Genomic DNA, 21,435 nt, shown 5'->3' with positions numbered 1-21,435 from the left:
TGATAGAAAATAGAGAAATTGACGGGTTGTTAAAGAATCAAGATAGCGTATCCTCATCCGTTTACAAAACAGGAATCGCCATTTTCTCTAATTCCTATCATATCCAGGGATGCTCTAACTCGCAAGACTCATTTACAGATATTCACAACTACTATTATTCAATGGGTTGACACTCAGGCGATCGCAACCCGGGAAAAGAAACGCTTCCCTCGGGTATCGCCGCCATTAACTCAATTGTTCCTTGCGCATTCCGTCGCCAAGCAGTCGCTTCCTGGAGTGGGGAAGACGGATTTGTAGAGGAAGGGGTGCGACGGCGAGGAGGTTCAACGGTAACCGTTTCCCCCTCTAAATCTTGGAAAAAGTTGCGTAAATCATGCCAAATCGGTTGGGTTTGGAGGGGTTGAGTCGGGTCCGTGGGTAATCCTCCTCGTCCCGAAATGGTAAAAGAATTCTCATCGGATAAGGCACAACCCACAAAGTTATTATCCCTCGCTTGACCCAGCATTTCGGGTAATTCTACTAATCCCGTGGAGGGATTAACATCAGGGGTATTAATTGTGACACTGCCGCTAAACTCCGCCCCGAGTTCGGAGGTGGCGGTAATATCACTTTGTGGCGTGAGTTCTGTGCGAAAATTAGTCCCCAAGATGCCTTGGGCGGCGATCGCCACGCGACCCCCAAAACTGGCGCTGGAATTCGCTGTAATATCACTATTCTCTACGGCAACTAACGTATCTGTAGCGATCGCAATATTCCCTCCCGTCCCACTCCCACTGGCATTTGTGGTAATTCCCCCTTGGTTCCACAACTGGATATCCCGCGATTCAATAAAGATATTCGCTTGATCCCCTTGCACCGTTTCTGCGGCGATCGCAGCATTGTTAACCACAATCTGCCGCCCCACAATTTCAATATTCCCGGCGATTCCCGTCTTCTCACTACTGGCGGAAATGATGGCGCGATCGCCTAAAATTAACTGTCCCGTCTGCAAGCGCATCGTCCCCGCATTCCCCGTCTCTGTAGAAGCAGCAAAAATTCCTGTAGGAAATAGGATTCCAGACTCATCCGGGAAGAAAAATCCCCCCTCTATTGCCGGAACTGCACCGGATAAAACAATCGCCTCAGTTGCCAAAATCTCCAAATTTCCCCCATCTCCAGCGCCAAATGTACCCACACTAATCTGTGCGCCATCCCGCAAAATCAACCTCGGAGTTTCAATCCGTAAATTATCTCCATTCCCTTCTCCCAAAGTATCACTAAAAACAATCACCGGATTGCCAACGCGATCGACTCCCCCAAATTCCATCACTTCCGTTGCCTGCAAAAGCACAGGACCACCATCCCCCGCCTCAAAGGTGGTACTACCCACATTCGCCCCATTCAGAATCCGTAATACTGCCGTCTCAATCTCTAAACTTCCCGCATTTCCCATTGCCTCCGGGTCTACGGTACTTTCCGCCCCTGTGGGCCTTAGCACATCGTTACTGGAATTCAATCCATCAAAAACCACCGACTCCAAGGCGCGAATTACCAGGGGTGCACCATTCCCCTGACCCCGGGTTCCCGTGATCATGCCTGCCCCATCTTTGACCAACACAGAACCCGCCTGAATCTCAATGCCGCCTGCATTTCCGACCCCTTCGGGTGCTACATCTGCCGAGGCGATGGTGATGAAATCTTCTCTCCCCTGTCCATCGAATACCACCGACTCGCGGGCGGTAATTTGCAGTTTACCGCCATCCCCTTCCCCGGATGTGCTAGTAGAAATTATCGCACTTGTGGCGGAAAAGGTGGTAGTATTCAAAGTGATATTACCGCCATCGCCAACCCCGTTGGGTTGGACTTCATTGGCGATCGCACTCTCTTCCGTTAAAACAATGTTTCCCGTGGTATCAATTTCGATATTTCCTGCTTGTGCACCGGGTTCTCCTGACCCTGGCGCAATCCCCCCGCGAATCTCAGACTGCCCTGAAATCAGCAGATTCTCGACTTGAATGGCGATACTTCCACCCCCTGCACCGGCCACATCCACTCGCGCCCCATTCGTGAGATGGAGTGGCGATCGCTCGACGGTTTCCGGCAGTTTGAGTGCGTTTCCCCCTGGTAATTCCACCACTCCCGCCTCGGAGATTCCCCCCAAAGTGACAGTTCCACCGGGAACCCGTAATTGCCCCCCCTCCAGGGTAATCTCACCCCCAACTAGGGTTAAAGTTTGATTCGGCAGCACAGTTAGAACCGAATCCCTCACAAAGATGCTCTCGGGATTGGGCCCATATTGTAACCCGATGGGGACATTCACGCTCAAAAGTGGGGATGAATCAGGGTTGGTGGCGCTAAAAGCGCGATCGTCAGGAAATAACACACTGTGGGCGGTACTCCCGACAAAAGAACCGCCTAGATTCAGGGTGGCATTCGGTCCGAAGGCAATGCCACTGGGATTAATTAAAAATAAATTCGCGCTGCCATTAGCGGCGATCGCCCCATCAATTTGGGACAGTTTGCCTCCGGTAATGCGAGTAATAATATTAGCGATAGTGGTGGAATTATTAAAAAGTGCAGCAGTTCCCGTCGGGATAGAAAATTCCTGGAAACTATGGAACAAATTACTACCGGCAGCAGTTCCCCCCTCAATCGTGAGGGTATTGCCGTTGATCTGAACCCCCGAAGGATTCGGAAGGGTATTATCCGGTATAACCTGCGCCTGGAGGGATTTGTGTCCTAACCCTCCGTCCAAAAATAGCAAGGCACTCATCAAGCTAAAAATAGATAGATAATAATGACCCCAATACATCACGGTTTGGCAACTCCTGACTCTACTATTTTTCTTGATCATTACAGAAACTCCAGGTTAATCCCGGATAGGCGGCACTTCGGTGAAAGCAGAGGGGGCGTTTCTATGATTTATCCCAGAGTTGTAGAGCATTTTCTGCGGGAGATCGGTCCTATTAATTAAAGGGAATAATGGCGATCGCCTAGAGTAAGGGTTTTGTCATTCTCCCTTGAACTCGGATTTCCCCTCACCTATCTCAGTCGGGTATCCGGCGCGACTCTTCCCCAGGACAGATGTCAGTTCTTACTCTAGTATTATAGCGTGGAATGCGTATTCCAAAAACCGCCGTACCCGTTATCACGGAATCCGGGCAGTTCTTGAGGTTTACTCTTTTATATTAAGGGGTCGATCTACCTGCTTAAATCGGTAGAATCCAATTGACTGAGGTTTTAGAGTTGATGATTAACTTAACCCATATTCTCACCCTCCTATCCATCGTGAGTCTGATCGGGGTCGCCAGTTGTACCGCCCCCTCCGGCACATTGCTAGAAAATAGCACCACCGGACCCGGAAACCGGCCCCAGGAACAGGCCCAAGGGGTTCCCACTCCCAGTCGTGAGGCCGCTTGCATCCTCGTAGAAAATGGGTTTGGTCCCCAAGGTCAAGTCAATGTTCGGGTAGAAGAGGTGGTGAATGGGCTCGATGTTCCCTGGGGGATTGGGTTTTTGCCCAATGGGGATATGCTGGTAACGGAACGACCCGGACGGGTGCGATTGGTCCAAAACGGTCAACTGCGGCCCGAAGCAGTCGCCAATATTACGGTTACGGCGCGGGGGGAGGGGGGACTGCTGGGAATTGCCATGCATCCGGATTTTGCCACTAATCGATTCTTTTATATTTATAATACTGTCGATACGACCAATGACTCATCAGTCAACCGGGTTGAACGATGGCAACTTGCCCCCGATGGATTAAATGCCAGTCGCGATCGCGTGATATTGGATAATATTCCCGTCGCACAATACCACAATGGTGGACGGATTCGCTTTGGGCCCGATGGAATGCTGTATATTGGCACGGGAGATGCCCGGGAACCCGACTTATCCCAAGATGTCAGCAGTCTCGCCGGTAAAATTCTCCGGGTCACCCCCGAGGGCGATGTACCCCCAGATAATCCATTTCCGGGTAATCCCGTCTATATTCTGGGCATTCGCAATACTCAAGGGTTTGATTGGGTGAATGAGACAACTTTGCAAGTCACAGATCATGGACCCAGTGGGGAATTAGGCAGACAAGGCCATGATAAACTGAGTGTCGCACAAGCGGGGGATAATCTGGGGTGGCCGACCCTGGAACGCTGTGAATCCCGGGGGGGATTAGTTACCCCTTCTATGGTCTGGCGAGAGGCATTACCTCCGGGAGGTGCGGCCATTTATACAGGAACGGCAATCCCTGAATGGCAAGGGAATTTAATCATCGCTTCTCTGCGATCGGAACATTTACAGCGCGTGGTTTTTGACCCGCAATCTCCCCAACAAGTGCAACAGCATGAAGTGTATTTGCAAGGGGAGTACGGACGACTCCGAGAGGCTATAATCGGACCTGATGGTGAACTTTATGTCACCACCAGCAATTGTGATGGTCGCGGCGGTTGTCCCCCGGATGGTGATAAAATTCTTCGCATCACTCGCTAAAGTTTAATCAGATTCATCAATTGGAGATTCTACTACCATGAAAAATAAGAAAAAATGGCGTTTGGGTTCGATTGTGGGGGGATTTATAGGTGTCTTCCTGCTGATTGCTTGTCAAGGAATGGGTCAAACCAACCTGTCTCAAACCCCAGCAACCACAACCAGTCCCGGAACCGAACTGAGTGCTTCTCCGGCTGAATTACCCCCATTGCCTTACCCCTATAATGCTCTAGAACCCCATATTGATGCTCAGACGATGGAGTTACATCATGATAAGCATCATGCCAGTTATGTTAGTAATTTAAACAAGGCATTAGAAAATAATTCTAATCTGCAAAACCAAAGTGTTGAGGCATTAATTCGCAACTTAAATCAGGTGCCAGAAAATATCCGCACAGCCGTTAGAAATAATGGTGGAGGTCACGTCAATCATTCCATGTTTTGGGAAATTATGAGTCCCAATGGCGGGGGAGAACCCACCGGGGCGATCGCCCAAGCCATTAACGAAACTTTTGGCAGTTTTAAGACTTTCCAAGAGCAATTTAATCAAGCTGGAACCAGTCAATTTGGCAGTGGGTGGGTTTGGTTAGTTCGCAATGCTCAAGGGCAACTAGAAATTACCAGTACCCCCAATCAAGATAGTCCCCTGATGGATGGAAAATATCCTATTATGGGCAATGATGTTTGGGAACACGCCTATTACCTCAACTACCAAAATCAGCGGGGGGAATATTTAAAGAATTGGTGGAATGTCGTCAATTGGGAAGAAGTGAACCGACGCCTAGAACGTGCTTCTGAAGCTAGTTAATTCCTGACACCGACTCTCTTAATTCTACAGGGCTGAACGGGTGTGTTAGAAAAAATTGAGTCCTAGGGTAATTTTAAGACTTAACAAACCTTCTCCCTTCAAGGGGTTCAGCGTTAAGGCTCTGAACCCTCATCCTGTAACGTAATTTATAACTTACCTATTTTAACATGAAAATCCCTGTAGAACCGTCTTTTCTCACGATTAATAACGGCAGCATCTTCATGGTTTCTGAACTGGATGGCCAAATTCAAGGCGACAAGTTTCAAGGAATTTTTGCCGATGATACCCGCTTTTTAAGTGAATATGCCTGTTTTATAGACAATAAACCTTGGGTTCGGCTCACTTCGTCCGTCACGCGCTATTATGCCACAAAAATTTATTTAACAAATCCCAGCGTCTCTAGCAAAAACGGAGAAATTCCCAAAGGGGCGCTATCCTTAACCATTGCTCGGACTGTAGAACAGGGGATTCATGAAGATCTAAATATTACTAATCATAGCCTCGAATCGGTCAACTTTCATTTAGATTTGGAGATCAGTTCAGACTTTGCAGATATTTTTGAAGTTGAATCGGGGGAATTCGTGCGCCGGGGGCAAATTGAAACCGAGTGGGATAAAAAAGAGTATAAACTGCGCCATACCTATAATAATGGGGATTTTTATCGATGTATGATCGCCCATTGGAATCACTTCACCTCACCCCCACGTTATGCCAATGGTCGCCTCACCTTTGAGGTTGAATTAGAAGCCCGTGCAAGTTGGCACGCTTGCTGCTACTACCTTCTGATTGATAACGAACACTGTCATGAACCGCTCGATTTGTGCTATGAAGAAGCGATTAAACCCGATGTTGATACAAACATCCAAAAATTGCAGCGACAGTGGCAAGATACCTGCACCACGATGGAAACCTCGAATGAAGATGTCCAGCGACTGTACTGCCAGAGTCTCGAAGATATGAGCGCGATGCGTCTCTATGATTACGATATGGCTCCGGATGTGTGGCTTGCCGCAGCGGGAGTTCCCAAATTTGTGGCGCTATTTGGTCGCGATAGCTTAACCGCCAGCTTGCAAAATCAAATTATTCATCCCGGGTTTGCCCGAGGTGCACTCCAAAAATTAGGACAGTTTCAGGCGAAGGAATATAGTGACTGGCATGATGCACAACCGGGGAAAATCCTCCATGAACTGCGTCATGGGGAGTTGGTTTACTTGAAAAAAAGTCCGCGATCGCCTTATTACGGTGCAGCGGATACCACCCCTCTCTATACAATCGTCCTTCACGAAACTTGGAAATGGTTAGGAGATGACTCTCTCTTGAAAGATTACCGCGATGTCGCCCTCCGCTGTTTGGACTGGATCGATCGCTATGGTGATCTCGATGGGGATGGCTTCCAGGAATATCAAGTGCGCTCAGAAAAAGGCATCGAAAACCAATGCTGGAAAGACTCCGGAGATTCAATCGTCTATCCCGATGGATCACAAGTCAAATCCCCAAAAGCCCTGTGTGAACTCCAAGGCTATGTCTTTGATGCTTGGATGCGGATGGCGGAAGTCTTTGCGGCACTCGGTGAGAAGGATAGCGCCACCGAATTACAAGGCAAAGCCGAAAAACTGCGAGTGCAATTTGAGGAACGCTTTTGGTGTGAAGACTTGGGATTTTATGCCTTAACCCTAGATCCAGATAAACAGCCGGTAGGCTCGATCGCCTCAAATCCGGGTCATTGCCTCTGGAGTGGCATCGTCAGTCCAGAACGCGCTCAACGGGTGGTTAAACGGCTGCTAGAACCCGATATGTCCAGTGGTTGGGGAATTCGCACCTTGTCCTCAAATCATCCCTCTTTTAACCCCTTTTCCTATCATCTCGGGTCCGTCTGGCCCCATGATAACGGCATCATTGCCCTCGGCTTCAAACGCTATGGCTTCCATGAAGCCGTTGCAAGTGTAGCAGCGGATATTTTCGAGACAGCCAGCCATTTCGCCTGCTATCGGGTTCCCGAAGTCTATGCCGGGACAAAACGCCAGATAGGAGCATTTCCCGTCCCCTATATTGAAGCAAATATACCCCAAGCTTGGGCTGCCGGTTCCGTCTTCCACCTAATCCAGGCCCTATTGGGATTACAAGCGAATGCACCCCAAGGGTGCTTATATGTTGATCCCTATTTGCCCAATTGGTTACCCGACTTGACCCTGTACGGTTTAGAGGTGGGGGATTCCTCCATAGACTTACGGTTTTGGCGCGAAGGCGATCGCACTTGCTGGGATGCCTCGGTCCGTAGTGGCACCATTTCGGTCCAGCAAAAAGCATGGCAACCTTGGGCGATACCTGTATCGGTATAGTCATCCCAACTCCTAAGCTAGATCAACCCCAGGAGAAAAACCTGTGGGTTGATTAGCTATCTTAATCGTCTCTATTCTTCTAAAACTTAGTATAAAATATTGCTTTTGAAGGGCGCTCATCCTCAATTAATCGCACTTTACAGAATTTCTTCACCCCCACATAACAACAAAATTGTATTAATAAACGCCTTGAGTTCTGAACAAACCTCGATAGACTCCATCAAATCGTTTTCCTCTAAAATCTTTAAACCATCCCGAATTTTACTATAACTTCTGGGGGATTTGCCTTGCTCAAAAATTTCTTGAATATGTTTCGAGGGCGGTTTATGATGATTCACTTTCTCCGGATTGCCGCTAGGAACAGATTTATTATGTTTGGCTAACTTTTGAATGGTCGGCCAAAACGGTAAAAGCCATGCCTCAAAATCATGTTGTGCAGCGTGGGGATAAAAGTTAGGATTGTTTCCTACCCATTCTTTCATTTTTTGTTTAGCATCGGCTGCATTTTTAAAATCCTCGGTTCCAGTATAAACGTCGGTTAAGGCAATCACTGCATCATAAGCATCCTTGCCACTCAGCAGCTTTTCTACGTCACTTTTAAGTTTGTCTTTTTTCGGAATCCGTCCATGATAAGGTTTTGGCTGTAATTTAGGCATTTTTCCTGGTAAACGGGAATTCAGAAAGCGCCGCAAACTCGGTATCAAGGCTTTTTCAGTTGCGCCTTCAACTAAAATAGCAATTTTCACGATCGCCCTCCGATGATATTCATCGCCCACAGTTCATCTAAACTATACTCTTCCAACCATTTCTCTAAATCTAAAGAATCCGCCCAAGTCATGGTTGTGGAACCCTCTTCATCTGCATCGCATACCAGCACTTCGTCTGGTTGCAAAAATCGGATCAGGCGATCAGAATGGGTGGCAACAATCAGTTGAGTTCGTTTCGATGCTTCTCGCATCACATCCACCAGCAATCGCAACAATTCTGGATGCAAGCTGACTTCCGGTTCATCGATAAGCGTTACAGCAGTTAAATTCGGACTTTGCAGTAGGGTGACTAACCACAAAAACCGCACCGTCCCCTCGGAAAGTTGATGCATATAAAGGGGATGCGAAAAATTTTTCTCCTTCCAAGTCAATGCCAATGTGCCTGCTGCTACTGGGGGAAAACTCAAGCGTTCAAAACTAGGAAAGGCAGCAGACAAAGTATCGCTTATCAGTTCAAATCGATCCGGGTCTGTTTCCCGTAAATTATAAAGGCAGGAAACTAAATCTTCCCCCCGATTTCCGGGTAAAGTTGCCGGACGCATCGCTTGCGGTAATCGCACGGGGCTGGTAGGCGATAAATTCAATTCCCAAGCTCGATAAAAGCTACAGGAGGCTAATTGCTTACGCACTGCTTCCGCTTCTTGGTACATTTTAGGAACTTGTGAAAGCGAGGTTTCTAACGGATTATGTTCCCAATTTGGACGGACCGGAACCTGATTGTCATTAGCAAAATATTGAACATCTAAACCGCTGGAATTTATGTAAGTAAACAACAAAGGCGATCTAGTAAGAGATTCCTGCTCTATTTCATAAAATTGTTGGCCTTTAATGTCTAATTTTAAAAAATAGTTAAACTGTCCATATTTTTCTAAATAAGCTGACCGGACCACGCGCAAATTATCAGCCTGATCTCGCGTCAATATATCACTCAAGCCCCCAAATTCAGAAATTTTTGACTGTAACTGACCTTTTGCAGATTCTGATAACAGGGAGAACATTTCCAAAAAAGATGTCTTCCCGACTCCGTTGGCCCCGATGATGACCGTTAAAGGTCTCATTTCGACTTGGACTGTGCGTAAGCGACGGAATCCATAAATCTCTATTTTTTCAAAACCATTCATAATAGGTTTGTTGTTGGGTCATGTTTAAGATCAGTTCTACATTGGTAAAATTATACCACATTCATCGGGTTGTTGTAAAATTTTTATTTTTTTGTAAAGAGTGGCAGGAGGTTGACAAAATTTGGGCCGATTAATTTAGATGGTTAACCCCTTGATTTAGGCCCGCTCGCCCCCTCCCTTACTATCTCCTCAATTCTCCCATACTGAATACCAAATCTCTGTACCTCTCTAGTGAAAATTCACTCTACAATTATAAGAAACCTATAGGACGATCGCAGAAATGTTTCAAGCCACCCGCCGACGGTTAGCGATTTGGTATGCGGCACTCACAGCAGTGTTGCTGCTGGTGTTTGCGACGGGATTTTATGTGTATGTGCGGAGTACCTTAATCGATCGCATTGATGACACCCTCAAGCACGTTGTGGAAGTGGTGGAACGCTCGCTGGCGATCGATGAAAACCCCAACACCGGCCAATATACTGTAAATGTTGTCGCCAGTTTCCGCAACAATGCCAAAACCGTCGAAGATGACCATATCGATTTAGAATGGTTTAGTCCCACGGGGGAATTATTGTGGTCTACCCTTTGGGAACCCTTAGAAATTCCCCTGCACCCGAAAAAGAATGGGGAAACGGTACAACTTTCGGGAGGACAACTGCTGAGGCAATTTACCGATCGCGTAGAAATTGGACGGCAAGTGGTAGGATATTTGCGAGTCAGTCATCCCTGGTTTGAAGTGACCAAACCGATTCGGCAATTAATTATTGATTTAAGTTTGGGAACCTCCCTCATGGCAATTGCCATTAGTGCGATCGCCTGGTTACTGTCAGGATTAGCCATGAAACCTGTGCGGGATTCTTACCAGCGTCTCAAACAGTTTACCTCCGATGCCTCCCATGAACTCAGAAACCCGATCGCCACGATTCAAACAAATGTGCAAGTAGCCCTGGCGGACCCGGAATTAGATTCACCCATCCATCGCCAGCAATTACAGTTAGTCGAACGCTTGACGCGCCGTATGGGACGATTGGTGGATGATTTGCTCTTTTTAGCGCGACAAGATAGCGGCATAGTGAAAGTGAGGAAACAACCTGTGCCAATGGATGCCTTATTGATGGAAGTGATGGAGGAACAAGAGGCGATCGCCGCCGAAAAAGGCATTGAATTAGTATTAGAAATTATTGATCCGCCCGATAGCGGCAATCACGCCCTCTCCCCCCTTATGGATCCAGAAACTGAACCGGGACTGGATTTTACCATCCCCGGAGATTGGGACCAACTGGCGCGACTGTTTACGAATTTAGTCAGTAATGGATTGCAATACACCGCGAAAGGGGGCCAAATTGCCATCACCTTAGAATGTAGCGGGGTGAGCAATCGCCCGAGTGCCAATAGCGGTGTCCAAGTTACGGTGAAAGATAGCGGAATCGGCATTCCGGCAGAGTCGGTGCCTCATATTTTTGATCGCTTTTATCGAGTGGACCCGGCGCGGAGTCATGAACCTCACCAGTCGCCGGAATGGGGTTCTACGGGGTCTGGATTGGGACTGGCGATCGTCCGGGCGATCGTGGAAAATCATCACGGTTGGATTCGGGTAGACAGTCAGCTTAATCTCGGCACTACCGTTAGCGTTATCCTTCCGCTCTCCAAACCCGACCCAGAAAAACCGCATCCCGAGGCATAAAACAGCAAAGGACAGAGCGAATCTGAAGGATATAATCGCTCTGATTCCCCTGCGATGTTTCTTTGCTAAACTTCGATTTGTGACTGCCCCGTGCAGATTGCACAGGAGCATCCCAGTGCATCTCGGATCGGGTCACTTCCGGATCCCTGAGCAATTAAAGCCCCCTGATGGCGGATTTCCGGACTCATCCATACCGATGCTAAGTTGCCGGAAACTTGAGACAGCAGACTCGGATGTAGGGGAGTGGCGATCGCCCCGGATGGAGCAATTTGCGTCACCTGAGCCACAGGTTGGCTCAGATTAGCCATCCCCAAGAAAGGTTGCGCCGCAGCGAGGATGGAAGTAATCGCTAACGTTAACGCTAAACTGAGGGCCGGAGCAAGTTTAAATCGAATCATAAGTTCTGCTTGTGCAAGTGGAGTGTCTTGAGTTGGGATGATGTTTAAGCTGGCCATTTGTTCCTTCCACGATAGCATCAAACCCTCCGGAGTGACTACCCTGTACCTGCCTCTCTATGTGGCCCGGATCCCCCTTGCCCCGTTGAATATTTAGCCGTTGCCACCCCGGTTATCTTGGACGATAAGATCCAGGAATTTTTTTGGCCAACCCTTGGGCAAATTCTTTCTCGAACTCAAAGGCTTCTACTTCTAATTTATTATTTCTGTAGATTTCTCCGGCTTTTTTATATTCTTTAAAATAGTGATAGCCAAAATTTCCTAAGCTGCCGAGTTGTTCGTGCTGCTGGCAGTGGATTAGTTCGTGGGAGAGCAGGACCAGTTGCTCGAAGTCCTGTTCTTTCATCTCCTTTTTAATATAAATGGTGTTTCCATAAACTTGAGCGTTGGATTCACCCACATTAATTTTGAAACTTGCCGCTACCCAATCTTCCATTAAAGTAGCATTATAAACCACTTTCACCCGATCCACTAAATCGCCAAAATGGGGGCGTAAATATTGTTTTTGAGTCTCAGTTAAAGCTTGCGGTTCAGCATTATTGGAACTCATCACTTCTGCGGCTGCTTGATAAGCCACCGCTCCAAATTGACCCCAAGCTTCTTCAGGCATTTCTTTAGGAACTTGTCCCCGGCAAATCTGGCCTCCGAGGGTTTGGGCATTTGGGCAAGTGTGGCTTTCTGGATTAATCATGGGATTACTGAAGGCTCCGAAACCCACGGTTACGAATCCCAGACAAGCACCAATTAAGTTGACTTTACGGGAGGTGAGCATAACCTGAATACTGAACTTCTCTAGGGTTATTCTTGGCGGACTTTGACGCTCCCGGAACTCTGGTTCTTATCACGGTTAACCCCCTCTAAAATTTGCCAGATTAAAAGCGCCGGTCTTGAATATTTAAGCCGAGATCGCTGGGGTAAAAGTTCCCTAAATAGGGGGGAATAGTCTAGGATGCGTGGGGAGCGATCGCCCTTGGAAATAGTTTACCCGGTTTTTCATTGAAAATTGATCCGTTTTTTGGCTGGGTTCCCCCAGGTTTCCCAAATGAAATTCCAGATATCTCACCGAGGATCAAGTCCTACCACTTCCCAGTTCGATGCAGTTGCCGGGAAATTTTCTCGGCTCTTGCCCAAGAATTGACTCGGTTTGGACGCTTCAATTCCTCGGAGGGCAGCGGATCCCTTAAAGGGTGGGGTTTGAATCTCACCCACCGGAAGGAATGCCTCTGGGCTTCTATTTTTTGGGCTTTCAGAGCTTGCTCTCTTCGGCTGTTATAACATCCTCAGGGGGTTGACATTGTTGATCGATTTACCCCGTAGAGATATCCCATCCCACTGCTCCAAAAAAGTAATTTTGGCTACAATTGACCGTTAATTCCATCGGGCGATCGCTTTTACTGTCCCCTCTTTTAACTATATTTCTAGGCAAATTTACCCTATTTAGATTACCCGACATTCTCTGCATTCTAACCCTCGCCCGAGGCAATCAAGGGTGAACGGTAATCGGTTCATGGAATCCCTGTAGGCTTATAAGTTACCTCCCCTGCTTTCCTCCCCAGAGAATCTCGTCTAAGAAAGCTGCCTTTACCGGCCGGTTAAGGCTCAAATTTGAACAACTTTGGACCTCATCCAACCCGGTTGATAGGGATTGGCTACAGGTCTACAATCGAGGTCATAACTCAGTAGGTTGCAATCAACCTTCAATGCAGGCGCTGTCCCCTAAAGTTAATATTTCATGTCTAATCCCTGGCTCTCGGTTTTGGGGGTTCAAGTCAATTCAAAAATGTTCACAGCCGATTATTTTAACAGTCAACCGAGCAAATTCCTACCCCAAAGATTGCCCTGACTCAGGCATTTTTGAGTCAGGGCCGGGGTCCTTGCGCTGGCTTGGGACTGGAGAGAAACCCAGCAGCGCCTTTAACTAACACCCAATAACGACTCCCATCGTTATACCAACCTGAAAAAACGACTCAAGTCATACTCCTCAACTGAAACTTGTACAGATTCCGGGGTTCTTGCTCCGAAATCGGAGCATTCTTGATCTCTCCCATAAGTTCCTGCTGGGGTTAACGACACCGCGCTGTTTTGCCATCGGGTAAAATAGCGTCACAAATTGTCCCTTGGGTAAAATCTACATTCTCAATCCCAATCTGAGTGAGATCCGCCCCTCGCAGATTAGTGCCCGTGAGTTCGACATTGCGGAAGGTGGCACCCGTGAGGATTGCCCCCTCTAGGTCCGCACCCGAGAGAATCGTCCCCTCTAAGCTGGCTCCCTGAAGCTGGACATTTCTGAGCTGGGTATTAATCAAAATCGCTTCATTGAGAATAACCCCATGCATATCCGCATCTAATAAATCAGCACCGGAGAGGTCCGCCTGGGTTAACAAGGCCCCTCGTAAGTTACTGGTGCTGAGGTTAGCATTTCTGAGACTGGCGCCTTGCATCTGTGCCCCTTGCAGGAACGCTTGCCGCGCACTGGCTCCACTGAGATTGGCACTATTGAGGATGGCCCCACTGAGGTTGGCATTGTTGAGGGTCACCCCGAAGAGTTCGGCACCTGTGAGATTGCTCCCCTGGAGTTGAGCACCATTGAGGTTCGCTTGCTCAATGTAGATGCGGCTGAGATCTGTCCCGCTTAAATTGGCTTCGGACAAGTCTGCATTCGCTAGGTTAATTAAAAATAAAACTGCACCCACGAGCTGACTCTGAGATAAATTCGCCTCAGTGAGGTTGACTCCGGTTAGATTGGCCCCTCGAAGATTGACTTTGTGTAAGTTGGCCCCCGTGAGGTTGGCCCCAGTCAGATTGGCCCCTCTCAAATCGGACCCTTGGAAATTGGCATTCGTTAGGTTAGAACCGCTCAGATCGGCACCGGTGAGGTCGGTATTACTCAGGTTGGCATCGGTCAGAATACAGGCTTGGCACTGATTGGTTTGCATCAAGCGCATCACCCCGGCAGAATCTTGCGATCGCCCCGGAATAGCTAGGCAAACCACAGCTAACACAATGATAAAAACTCCCATCCATCGGTAAATTTGCCCTATTCGTAAACTCAATTTGTTGTTTTTGATGATTCGTGGATTTGCCATTCGTGGGGCCACCTCTGGAGTCCCGTAGAAAATCTTAATGCTCACCAGAGGGTGATTCTAATCGATGTCTGACCCTGTAGCACCCTATCTGCTCCTAGTCTATCCCCTGGGATGTAAGGGGTCAGTGGGTGAAGATTTTTCCAGTCCCAGGGGAGGGGAAAATCGCTAGAGTCCCTCTGATTTTATCGATCGCCGGGTTTAAGTCGAAAAATATAGACGAATTTTCGGCGATCTGCCGGGATAATTTTCTTTAAAATTCCCTCGACTTCGGCTTTGGTCCCACCGCTGGCGATCGGCATTTCTTCAAACAGGGCAATCCAGCCCTTTTTTATCCCTATTTCTCGCCAGCGTGCCTGATAAATTTCGGCGTACAACCGCCCCATTTCTTGGTAATAGGTAACTTTTAAATCTACACTTTTTTGGACTAATTCTTGTATTTGAACTTCATAAGTTTTTCGATTCTCTTCACTCTGTAGATAAAATTTTAGGAGTTCGCCGTGGCTCAGAGGGCTGAGTTGATGATCGGGCTGAGGTGCTGGGGGTGGTTCCGCTGCTGCAACTTCCGTCAAGGAGGCGATAATTCCAAATTTTTCAACGGCATGATGATAGGTTTCACTCAGACTCCCTTTAATGCTTAAACCTAAATAAAAGGGATAGGGTTGTAAGGTTCCATCATAGATAATTTTGTTTTTAAAGGGTAAGAGTACCGTTTCCACCATCACCGGCAAAACACTCCCCACCAGTTCGGGAAAGGGACAATCCAGGGCTAACACGCCGTAGGCTTTACTGGGAGGGCGATCGGCAATTAACACCGCATAATTTTGGTGATAACTATAAATATAAAATCTTCCCGAAATAAAATTGTGCCAACTGGAAACAATTTGCAGTAAATCTGGAGCAATTTTCAGGGGGTTTTCTTCGGCAAATAAATCAAAGAGGTAGGGATGAGTATAGAGTTGCTGGCGGAGTTCATTAACCTGTAACGGCGTCAGTTCTGACATTTCCTCTGAACCACAGCATCCGGCAAAAAGACCAAATTTTTGATTAACATAAATTAAGATGGAATAGTATAGATGGTAAAATAAATCAATATCTGAATCGGCTAATTGCATAATAGAACCCCTCGATTTTATCCTGGGTGGCTTCTTTCTTTTACTATAGCCCGCCTATCCTGCTTCAGAAACTCTCGGTTGAGGATTAGGGCCCACAGAAGTAGGAACAACCTGTAATGCTAAATTTCCCGTCAACACCGGATCTCTACCTCTGGTCTTCCCCCCAGACGCGGGAGATAGCAGGTCTAAATCATTCTGACCCTAAAATTAATCCGGTGGAGCATTTTACTCCCTACTACAGCAAGATGCTGCCCCACCGGAGTGGAATTGGAGAATTCCTACAAGACTGGCGATAGACAGCGGCGCAGAAAATTTTTTCCCTCTCTTGACAAGGGTGTAACATGGATGTATTATGTGAGTAGCAAAAGCGTAAATTTTTAAATTGCCATAAATTTGAAATGGGGGCGATCGCCTTGCTTATAGAAGTCTACGCTGACCGTGTTTGCTCCAGACATCAGTTTCCATCGAAAGCTACGCGATCGCCATGCTGTCAATGGATGACTCGGACCAAAGGAATCTATCAGAATTCTCAGGAGGAGACCCAGGGAATGAGAAGAATCACTCAAACGGCTCACCCAGGTCATTGACTCAGCGATCGCCCCTATTTTTGTTAACATCCTATTCGTAGGTACTTTATGAAAAAAATCATCTTCATTTCAGAACTTTGGCCTCACCAATCTGGTACCAATGTAAGGAAATAATTACTTGAATCAACAGAAAATAAGCGTCCCCGGTTATTTATGTGATAAATCCAAATGTTTTCTAAGGGCCGCTTTCAATAAAGCGTTAATTTTTCCCAGGCATTACAGCCTTAGTGCAAACTTTCAGTTCAGTTAGGCGAGCAAAACTCACTTAAATTATGGCATTCAGTAACTTTGACCACGGAAACGAGCTTCGCGATCGCAACCCCACCCAAGATCGGGGATTGCTGGGAGCGGGTTGGCGACCCTTATCCCGGGACTTTGATTGGAGTTATTTTTTCCATCTCGCCTCTAAAGACCCCTGGGAATTAGCCCACAAAACCTTAGATTTTAGTAGTGATATTGCCGATGCGTTAGGGCGTCAAAATTTTACGTGGTGGGCGAATATTTTAAATGTATTTTCGGAATACACCCGAGGCGATTTTAATGAGTTTTGGGATTACATTACTCCCCCACCGGCGGGACCCAATTGTCTCAGCGCAGATATGATCACGGCAGAAACCCCCGTTGTTCAATTCGTCAGCCGGGACAGCATCCCGATTGATTACGTCCTCAAACGCCTCCAAGAGATTACCGTTTGCAAAGTCCTGGACCTTTTAGGTCGTCCCGATTTGATTACCCAATATTACCTAGAACGGTATTTTTATTATCCCATCGAGCGGTTTTCCACTTGGGAGCGCATTCAAACAATGGGGATCGTTTATGCCTATTGGAAAAAACAGAACATTTGGCTACAAATCGACCCCCTGGGGCGCATTCAAAATACGGGCCGCAATCAATTTCAATATACGCTGATTGCCGATGATTTGCGATCGCTGATTAACAAAGCCACCTACAATCTAGCAGTCATGCTCAGTGGCTATCAAAGCCGTGTGGGTCAAGTTCAGAGCGAGTTTCCGATTCGCACCTTTCCTGCTGATATTCAAGGCTTTAGCGATCGCGTCCAAGAGGCCATCTTTACCCAACCTCAACTCGCCGTCCTCGTTCATGGCGCACCAGGAACAGGCAAAACAGCTTGGACCCAAGCCGTTGCCAAAGAAATTCTAGTTCCCTTGGGATATGTGATTTTTATTCTGGACCATGATGCCGTAGAAAATTTCGTTCCCCCCAGTTATTTAGAAAAAATTTGCATCATTATTAATGAAGCAGATAACCTCGCCCAAGACCGGGGAAGCGAAGCCGCCCAACACAGTAATAAAACTGAACATATCCTCAGCTTACTCGATGGCACTTTATATCAAAGTGTCTTAGAACCCGAGGGGATTAACGCTCAACAAAAGCTGGTGTTTTTAATGACTTGTAACACCACCGAACGATTAGATCCGGCTGTATTACGCAAAGGACGGATTGATTTAATCTATGAATTTGTAACTCAATTTGTTTAAGGAATTTTACGGGAATGATAAAATGAAAAAGTGGGGCGATCGGCCCCACTTCTTCTACATTTTTAGAATAAAAACCAGTTTCCGGTTACGTCTTATCGAGTTACTTATTCTTTGGGAGAAACCTCGATATCAGGATTCGTGCAAAAATCTATGGCAGTCGCCATGCCTTCTGTCCCATCTTCACTGCGAGTAAAGACATCATAGAGACACGGGTCTCCATCTTTCCAGTCTTCATCGGCCCACTCAAATTGATCCTTACCCCCCGGTTCGATGGGCTCGACTAGGATACTGTCGCCCCATGCGGTCTCGTCAGTATCATCGACATAAAGTTCGGTAATCGGGCTACCTGTATTATTAGTAACCGTAAATTGATATTGAGCGCTGCTCTCCTCAGTCTCCTCTTGAGCACTGCTCTCCTCAGTCTCCTCAGCTTCCTCAGCGCGGACGACTGTAGTAGTCACCAGAGGTAGGCATAATGCCAACCCAATGAGCAGAGAACGGAAGGACAGATTAACCATAAAGTTTGAGTTCATTATACACCCTCCTTGAGGGCCTACTGAAAATGTGTTAAATGACATTCTATCATTCCTTTTCCATTTGTCAATCCCCTTTTCTAAAAAACAGTCAGGCTGGAAAGAAAGGATTTGGATCCTGCCCTCAGCTAAAAGCCAAAATCAGAAATGCCCCAAAGTGTGCTTCGCAATACTTTTCCACAGAAATATTATTCCAGGAACACCCAGGAGGCTATCGGGGAACTATAATTTCTGTAGAACTTCAATAATTTTTTTATCCCTTTCTCAGGTTTTTACTTATTAACGGAATTCAAAAAAATTAATGAGCCCAAATTCTCAATTAATTAAAATTAGTAAATATCTCAGCTATCACTTGCGACACCATCCCGAGGAAATCGGATTAGAACTGGAACCCGGGGGCTGGGTTGCGGTGGAAGCCTTATTAGCAGCAGCACAAGCTCACCAGTACCCCATCACCCGATCGCAACTGGATTTAGTCGTAGAAACGAACAATAAACAGCGCTTTTCCTTCGATTCCACCGGCACTCGCATTCGGGCGAATCAAGGGCATAGTATTCCGATAGATTTGCAACTCAAACCCCGTTGTCCGCCGGATATCCTCTATCATGGCACGAGAGATCAAGCGGTTGAGTCAATTCTGGCCCAGGGATTACAAAAAAAAGCCCGCCATCATGTTCATTTATCTCCCGATATTGACACCGCCAGACAGGTGGGAATGCGTCACGGTAAACCTGTGGTATTCATCATTAAAGCTGCCGAAATGTACCAAAATGGGCATTTATTTTACTGTTCCGATAATGGAGTTTGGCTGGTGGATGAAGTTCCGCCAGAATATCTGGTTTTGGCCTAAACCGAACTTCAATGAAATAGATAGAGGAGTGGGAGCGTCTCGCTCCCTAACATCTGCTGAAATTAGCCAGAATTCAGGGGAAAATTAGGGAAATTAGTTTTGGAGAAAAGCCTATGAAAAATATTCGTCATCTCCTTAAAGAATTGGCGGCTCAAGAGTGCGATTTGCCGGGAAAACAGTTTCTCGCGCCAGCGGTCCAGGGGGGACGAGTCAGACTGCGAATGTCGGGGATAATTTATACCTTTGAGATTGAGCCCAGAGGGTTTGAAGGTTGGGGAATTTTTAAGGCGACTGCCCCTGGAAAAGCCCAGCTAATGGAACCCGCAGCGTTCCTACAAATTGCCCAATATTTAGAGCAATTTCCCCAGGCGCGGTTGTGGCTAACTTACCCGCTGCGTGGTCAAACTTGGTTAGCTTATCCCATGAATGAATCAGACTGGCGTCAGCGCACGGGAACGGTCAAACCCGTAGTCGTTCATTTAGTAGGAGAAGGGGGAAAGTTTGAACCCGTTGTGGTGCGTTGGGATGGCAAAAATGGCTGGTTTGAAGCCTGCGATCGCCGTGCCGACCCACTACCTACGGAACAGCTTAGAACCGAGTTAAAGCGCTTAACCCACCCCAAAAACTTGAGTTTTAAAGGACTGACTCCAGAAATGCGCACGGTTTACGAACAAGTCGCCACCAAAATGGCAGAATTTAATCCCAATTGGCAGCACTACCAGGATGAAAAACGGTTACAAGCGGCGCTGAAAATGGGCGGAGGCGAGTTACAGAGCTTTCAGGAAAGTGGTGATGAATATTGGACTGTTCACTGGACTACCCGGACTGGGGAACAGCATACTTCAGCGATTTCTAAACAAGATCTAACCGTGTTCAGTTCTGGAATTTGCTTGAGCGGACGGGACCGCGATTTTGATTTACAATCCCTGATCGGGGTGATTGAAAATCAGGATGAATGGTTTGATTGATTTTTTCACTTGTTTTTTGCTGTAATTAATCAGAAAAATGTCGATTTATTTTCATGAACAACTCTATAGAACGCCGGAAGTCATGGGGAAACTTCAGGAATTTCCGGTGACAATTTGTGGGGCGGGTGCTTTGGGTGCGAATCTGACTGAAAGTTTAGCTCGCAGTGGCTTACAACGGCTCTCGGTGATTGATCGCGATCGCATTGAGGAGCGCAATCTTTCCACCCAGCCTTACTATCGTTCAGATATTGGCGCATTTAAAGCCAAAATTTTAGCCAACAGTCTCTATCGCGCCGTCGGGATTAAACTGGATATCCAAACTAAAGAATTGACTCCCGAAAATGCCAGTAAACTTATCGCGAGTCAAACTGGCTTAGTTATCGATACCTTTGACAATAGTGGGTCTCGAAAAGCGGTAGCGGATTGCTGTGCCACTCAGGCAATTCCCTGTCTTCATGTAGGACTCGCGACAGATTATGCAGAAATCATTTGGAACGAAGTGTATCGGATTCCTTCCCCAGTTCTCGATGATATTTGTGATTATCCCTTGGCGAGAAATTTAGTCATGCTTACCGTGGCAGTCGCTTGTGAGGTGATCATTGAGTTTGCGATCGCCCAGGCGCGTTCTAGCTATACAGTGACCCTAAGAGATTTTGCCATTAAACCCTTTAAAGCTTGAACTCAAGCCGGTTAAAGAGACTGCACCTCCATCCATCGGATAGTCGGGATACCCAATCCCAGAAAAACCGGAAGAACGCCCCCGTTCCCACCCCCACAAGGGCGGGAATATAGGCGTCGTGACCTGCTCGATCCTCACGGTGAAAGGGTGAATGATGCCCATTGACTCACCAATTGATGAGCATTTTTCATAGCCTAATCCAGATAACCCATTAACTCCGATTCCTTCGTGGGGTTATTATTTGCGGCGATCGGACGACCCTGAGGGCCCGGGGCTAATTTAGTAATTTGGCTGCCCGGGTTCGTGCTATCCGGAACGCTCTGAGTTTGGGTATCCTTATCCTGCTCTTTAGGCACTTTTAGACTCCTATCTCCATGTAGTTATTAACTATCTTAGGCGATTTTAGACTATTACGAATAAAAATCGGGTAAACTAAATGACAGAAGTAGAATCGGAATCATGATTTCTAGGGGGGTGAGAGAAAAA

General features: G+C 47.1%; 19 protein-coding genes. 9 read left to right on the top strand and 10 right to left on the bottom strand.

Translation table 11 applies throughout. The features are described from left to right. Window positions 1-154 precede the first annotated feature (154 nt). Window positions 155-2,833: a two-partner secretion domain-containing protein gene (locus tag NG792_RS01025; RefSeq protein WP_261234175.1), complete on the bottom strand. Its 2,679-nt coding sequence runs from the start codon at window positions 2,831-2,833 to the stop codon at window positions 155-157. 374 nt (window positions 2,834-3,207) lie between these two features. Here NG792_RS01025 and NG792_RS01020 point away from each other — a divergent pair, with 374 nt between their 5' ends. From NG792_RS01020 to NG792_RS01010, 3 genes are all read left to right on the top strand, one after another. After that, window positions 3,208-4,464: a PQQ-dependent sugar dehydrogenase gene (locus tag NG792_RS01020; RefSeq protein ID WP_261234174.1), complete on the top strand. Its 1,257-nt coding sequence runs from the start codon at window positions 3,208-3,210 to the stop codon at window positions 4,462-4,464. Between the two features lie 37 nt (window positions 4,465-4,501). Beyond that, window positions 4,502-5,269 carry a superoxide dismutase gene (locus NG792_RS01015; protein WP_261234173.1) on the top strand — a complete coding sequence of 256 codons (768 nt, stop codon included), beginning with the start codon at window positions 4,502-4,504 and terminating at the stop codon, window positions 5,267-5,269. A gap of 167 nt (window positions 5,270-5,436) precedes the next feature. Then, complete coding sequence (locus tag NG792_RS01010) at window positions 5,437-7,608, top strand: amylo-alpha-1,6-glucosidase (protein ID WP_261234172.1); 2,172 nt, start codon at window positions 5,437-5,439, stop codon at window positions 7,606-7,608. A gap of 137 nt (window positions 7,609-7,745) precedes the next feature. Here the strand turns inward: NG792_RS01010 and NG792_RS01005 are convergent, their stop codons facing one another. Together NG792_RS01005 and NG792_RS01000 are read right to left on the bottom strand one after the other, a co-directional pair. After that, entirely contained in the window at window positions 7,746-8,354 is a 609-nt protein-coding gene (locus tag NG792_RS01005; RefSeq protein WP_261234170.1) for a DUF4276 family protein, read from the bottom strand. Continuing rightward, on the bottom strand, window positions 8,351-9,496 hold the full coding sequence (locus NG792_RS01000; protein ID WP_261234169.1) for an AAA family ATPase: 1,146 nt from the start codon (window positions 9,494-9,496) through the stop codon (window positions 8,351-8,353). Before NG792_RS01000 ends, NG792_RS01005 begins: the two co-directional genes overlap by 4 nt. 280 nt (window positions 9,497-9,776) lie before the next feature. Between NG792_RS01000 and NG792_RS00995 the strand changes: the two genes are divergently transcribed. Then, the gene (locus tag NG792_RS00995) at window positions 9,777-11,180 is read left to right on the top strand and encodes a sensor histidine kinase (RefSeq protein ID WP_261200912.1); all 1,404 of its coding nucleotides are present in this window, start codon (window positions 9,777-9,779) and stop codon (window positions 11,178-11,180) included. A 65-nt stretch (window positions 11,181-11,245) separates the two neighbouring features. Here the strand turns inward: NG792_RS00995 and NG792_RS00990 are convergent, their stop codons facing one another. The 4 genes from NG792_RS00990 to NG792_RS00975 all read right to left on the bottom strand — a co-directional run bounded on the left by NG792_RS00990 (window position 11,246) and on the right by NG792_RS00975 (window position 15,833). Next, window positions 11,246-11,578 carry a hypothetical protein gene (locus tag NG792_RS00990; RefSeq protein WP_261234167.1) on the bottom strand — a complete coding sequence of 111 codons (333 nt, stop codon included), beginning with the start codon at window positions 11,576-11,578 and terminating at the stop codon, window positions 11,246-11,248. 169 nt (window positions 11,579-11,747) lie between these two features. Continuing rightward, complete coding sequence (locus NG792_RS00985; RefSeq protein ID WP_261234165.1) at window positions 11,748-12,407, bottom strand: DUF4157 domain-containing protein; 660 nt, start codon at window positions 12,405-12,407, stop codon at window positions 11,748-11,750. Window positions 12,408-13,698: 1,291 nt separating this feature from the next. Continuing rightward, window positions 13,699-14,721, bottom strand: a complete 1,023-nt coding sequence (locus NG792_RS00980) for a pentapeptide repeat-containing protein (protein WP_261234163.1) — start codon at window positions 14,719-14,721, stop codon at window positions 13,699-13,701. A gap of 182 nt (window positions 14,722-14,903) precedes the next feature. Beyond that, complete coding sequence (locus tag NG792_RS00975; protein ID WP_261234162.1) at window positions 14,904-15,833, bottom strand: hypothetical protein; 930 nt, start codon at window positions 15,831-15,833, stop codon at window positions 14,904-14,906. Between the two features lie 116 nt (window positions 15,834-15,949). On the opposite strand from NG792_RS00975, the gene NG792_RS00970 reads away from it, so the two are divergent. Beyond that, entirely contained in the window at window positions 15,950-16,129 is a 180-nt protein-coding gene (locus NG792_RS00970) for a hypothetical protein (protein ID WP_261234161.1), read from the top strand. An 81-nt stretch (window positions 16,130-16,210) separates the two neighbouring features. Here the strand turns inward: NG792_RS00970 and NG792_RS00965 are convergent, their stop codons facing one another. Beyond that, a complete protein-coding gene (locus NG792_RS00965) occupies window positions 16,211-16,450 on the bottom strand; it encodes a hypothetical protein (protein WP_261234160.1) in 240 nt (79 codons plus the stop codon). 242 nt (window positions 16,451-16,692) lie between these two features. Here NG792_RS00965 and NG792_RS00960 point away from each other — a divergent pair, with 242 nt between their 5' ends. Beyond that, on the top strand, window positions 16,693-17,919 hold the full coding sequence (locus NG792_RS00960; protein ID WP_261234158.1) for an ATP-binding protein: 1,227 nt from the start codon (window positions 16,693-16,695) through the stop codon (window positions 17,917-17,919). 104 nt (window positions 17,920-18,023) lie between these two features. Here NG792_RS00960 and NG792_RS00955 read toward each other — a convergent pair whose 3' ends face one another. Further along, on the bottom strand, window positions 18,024-18,452 hold the full coding sequence (locus tag NG792_RS00955; RefSeq protein WP_261200920.1) for a hypothetical protein: 429 nt from the start codon (window positions 18,450-18,452) through the stop codon (window positions 18,024-18,026). A gap of 301 nt (window positions 18,453-18,753) precedes the next feature. Between NG792_RS00955 and NG792_RS00950 the strand changes: the two genes are divergently transcribed. The 3 genes from NG792_RS00950 (at window position 18,754) to NG792_RS00940 (ending at window position 20,949) form a co-directional block, all read left to right on the top strand. After that, window positions 18,754-19,302, top strand: a complete 549-nt coding sequence (locus NG792_RS00950; RefSeq protein WP_261200921.1) for an RNA 2'-phosphotransferase — start codon at window positions 18,754-18,756, stop codon at window positions 19,300-19,302. A 113-nt stretch (window positions 19,303-19,415) separates the two neighbouring features. After that, complete coding sequence (locus NG792_RS00945) at window positions 19,416-20,270, top strand: hypothetical protein (protein WP_261234157.1); 855 nt, start codon at window positions 19,416-19,418, stop codon at window positions 20,268-20,270. Between the two features lie 37 nt (window positions 20,271-20,307). Then, a complete protein-coding gene (locus NG792_RS00940; protein ID WP_261234156.1) occupies window positions 20,308-20,949 on the top strand; it encodes a ThiF family adenylyltransferase in 642 nt (213 codons plus the stop codon). Window positions 20,950-21,143: 194 nt separating this feature from the next. Here NG792_RS00940 and NG792_RS00935 read toward each other — a convergent pair whose 3' ends face one another. After that, window positions 21,144-21,305 (bottom strand): hypothetical protein, encoded by a 162-nt coding sequence (locus tag NG792_RS00935; RefSeq protein ID WP_261200924.1) that lies wholly within the window; start codon window positions 21,303-21,305, stop codon window positions 21,144-21,146. Window positions 21,306-21,435 lie beyond the last annotated feature (130 nt).

Source organism: Laspinema olomoucense D3b, from assembly GCF_025370785.1.
Classification (GTDB): Bacteria; Cyanobacteriota; Cyanobacteriia; order Cyanobacteriales; family Laspinemataceae; genus Laspinema; species Laspinema olomoucense.
This window is presented reverse-complemented; position numbering and strand designations above follow the sequence as displayed.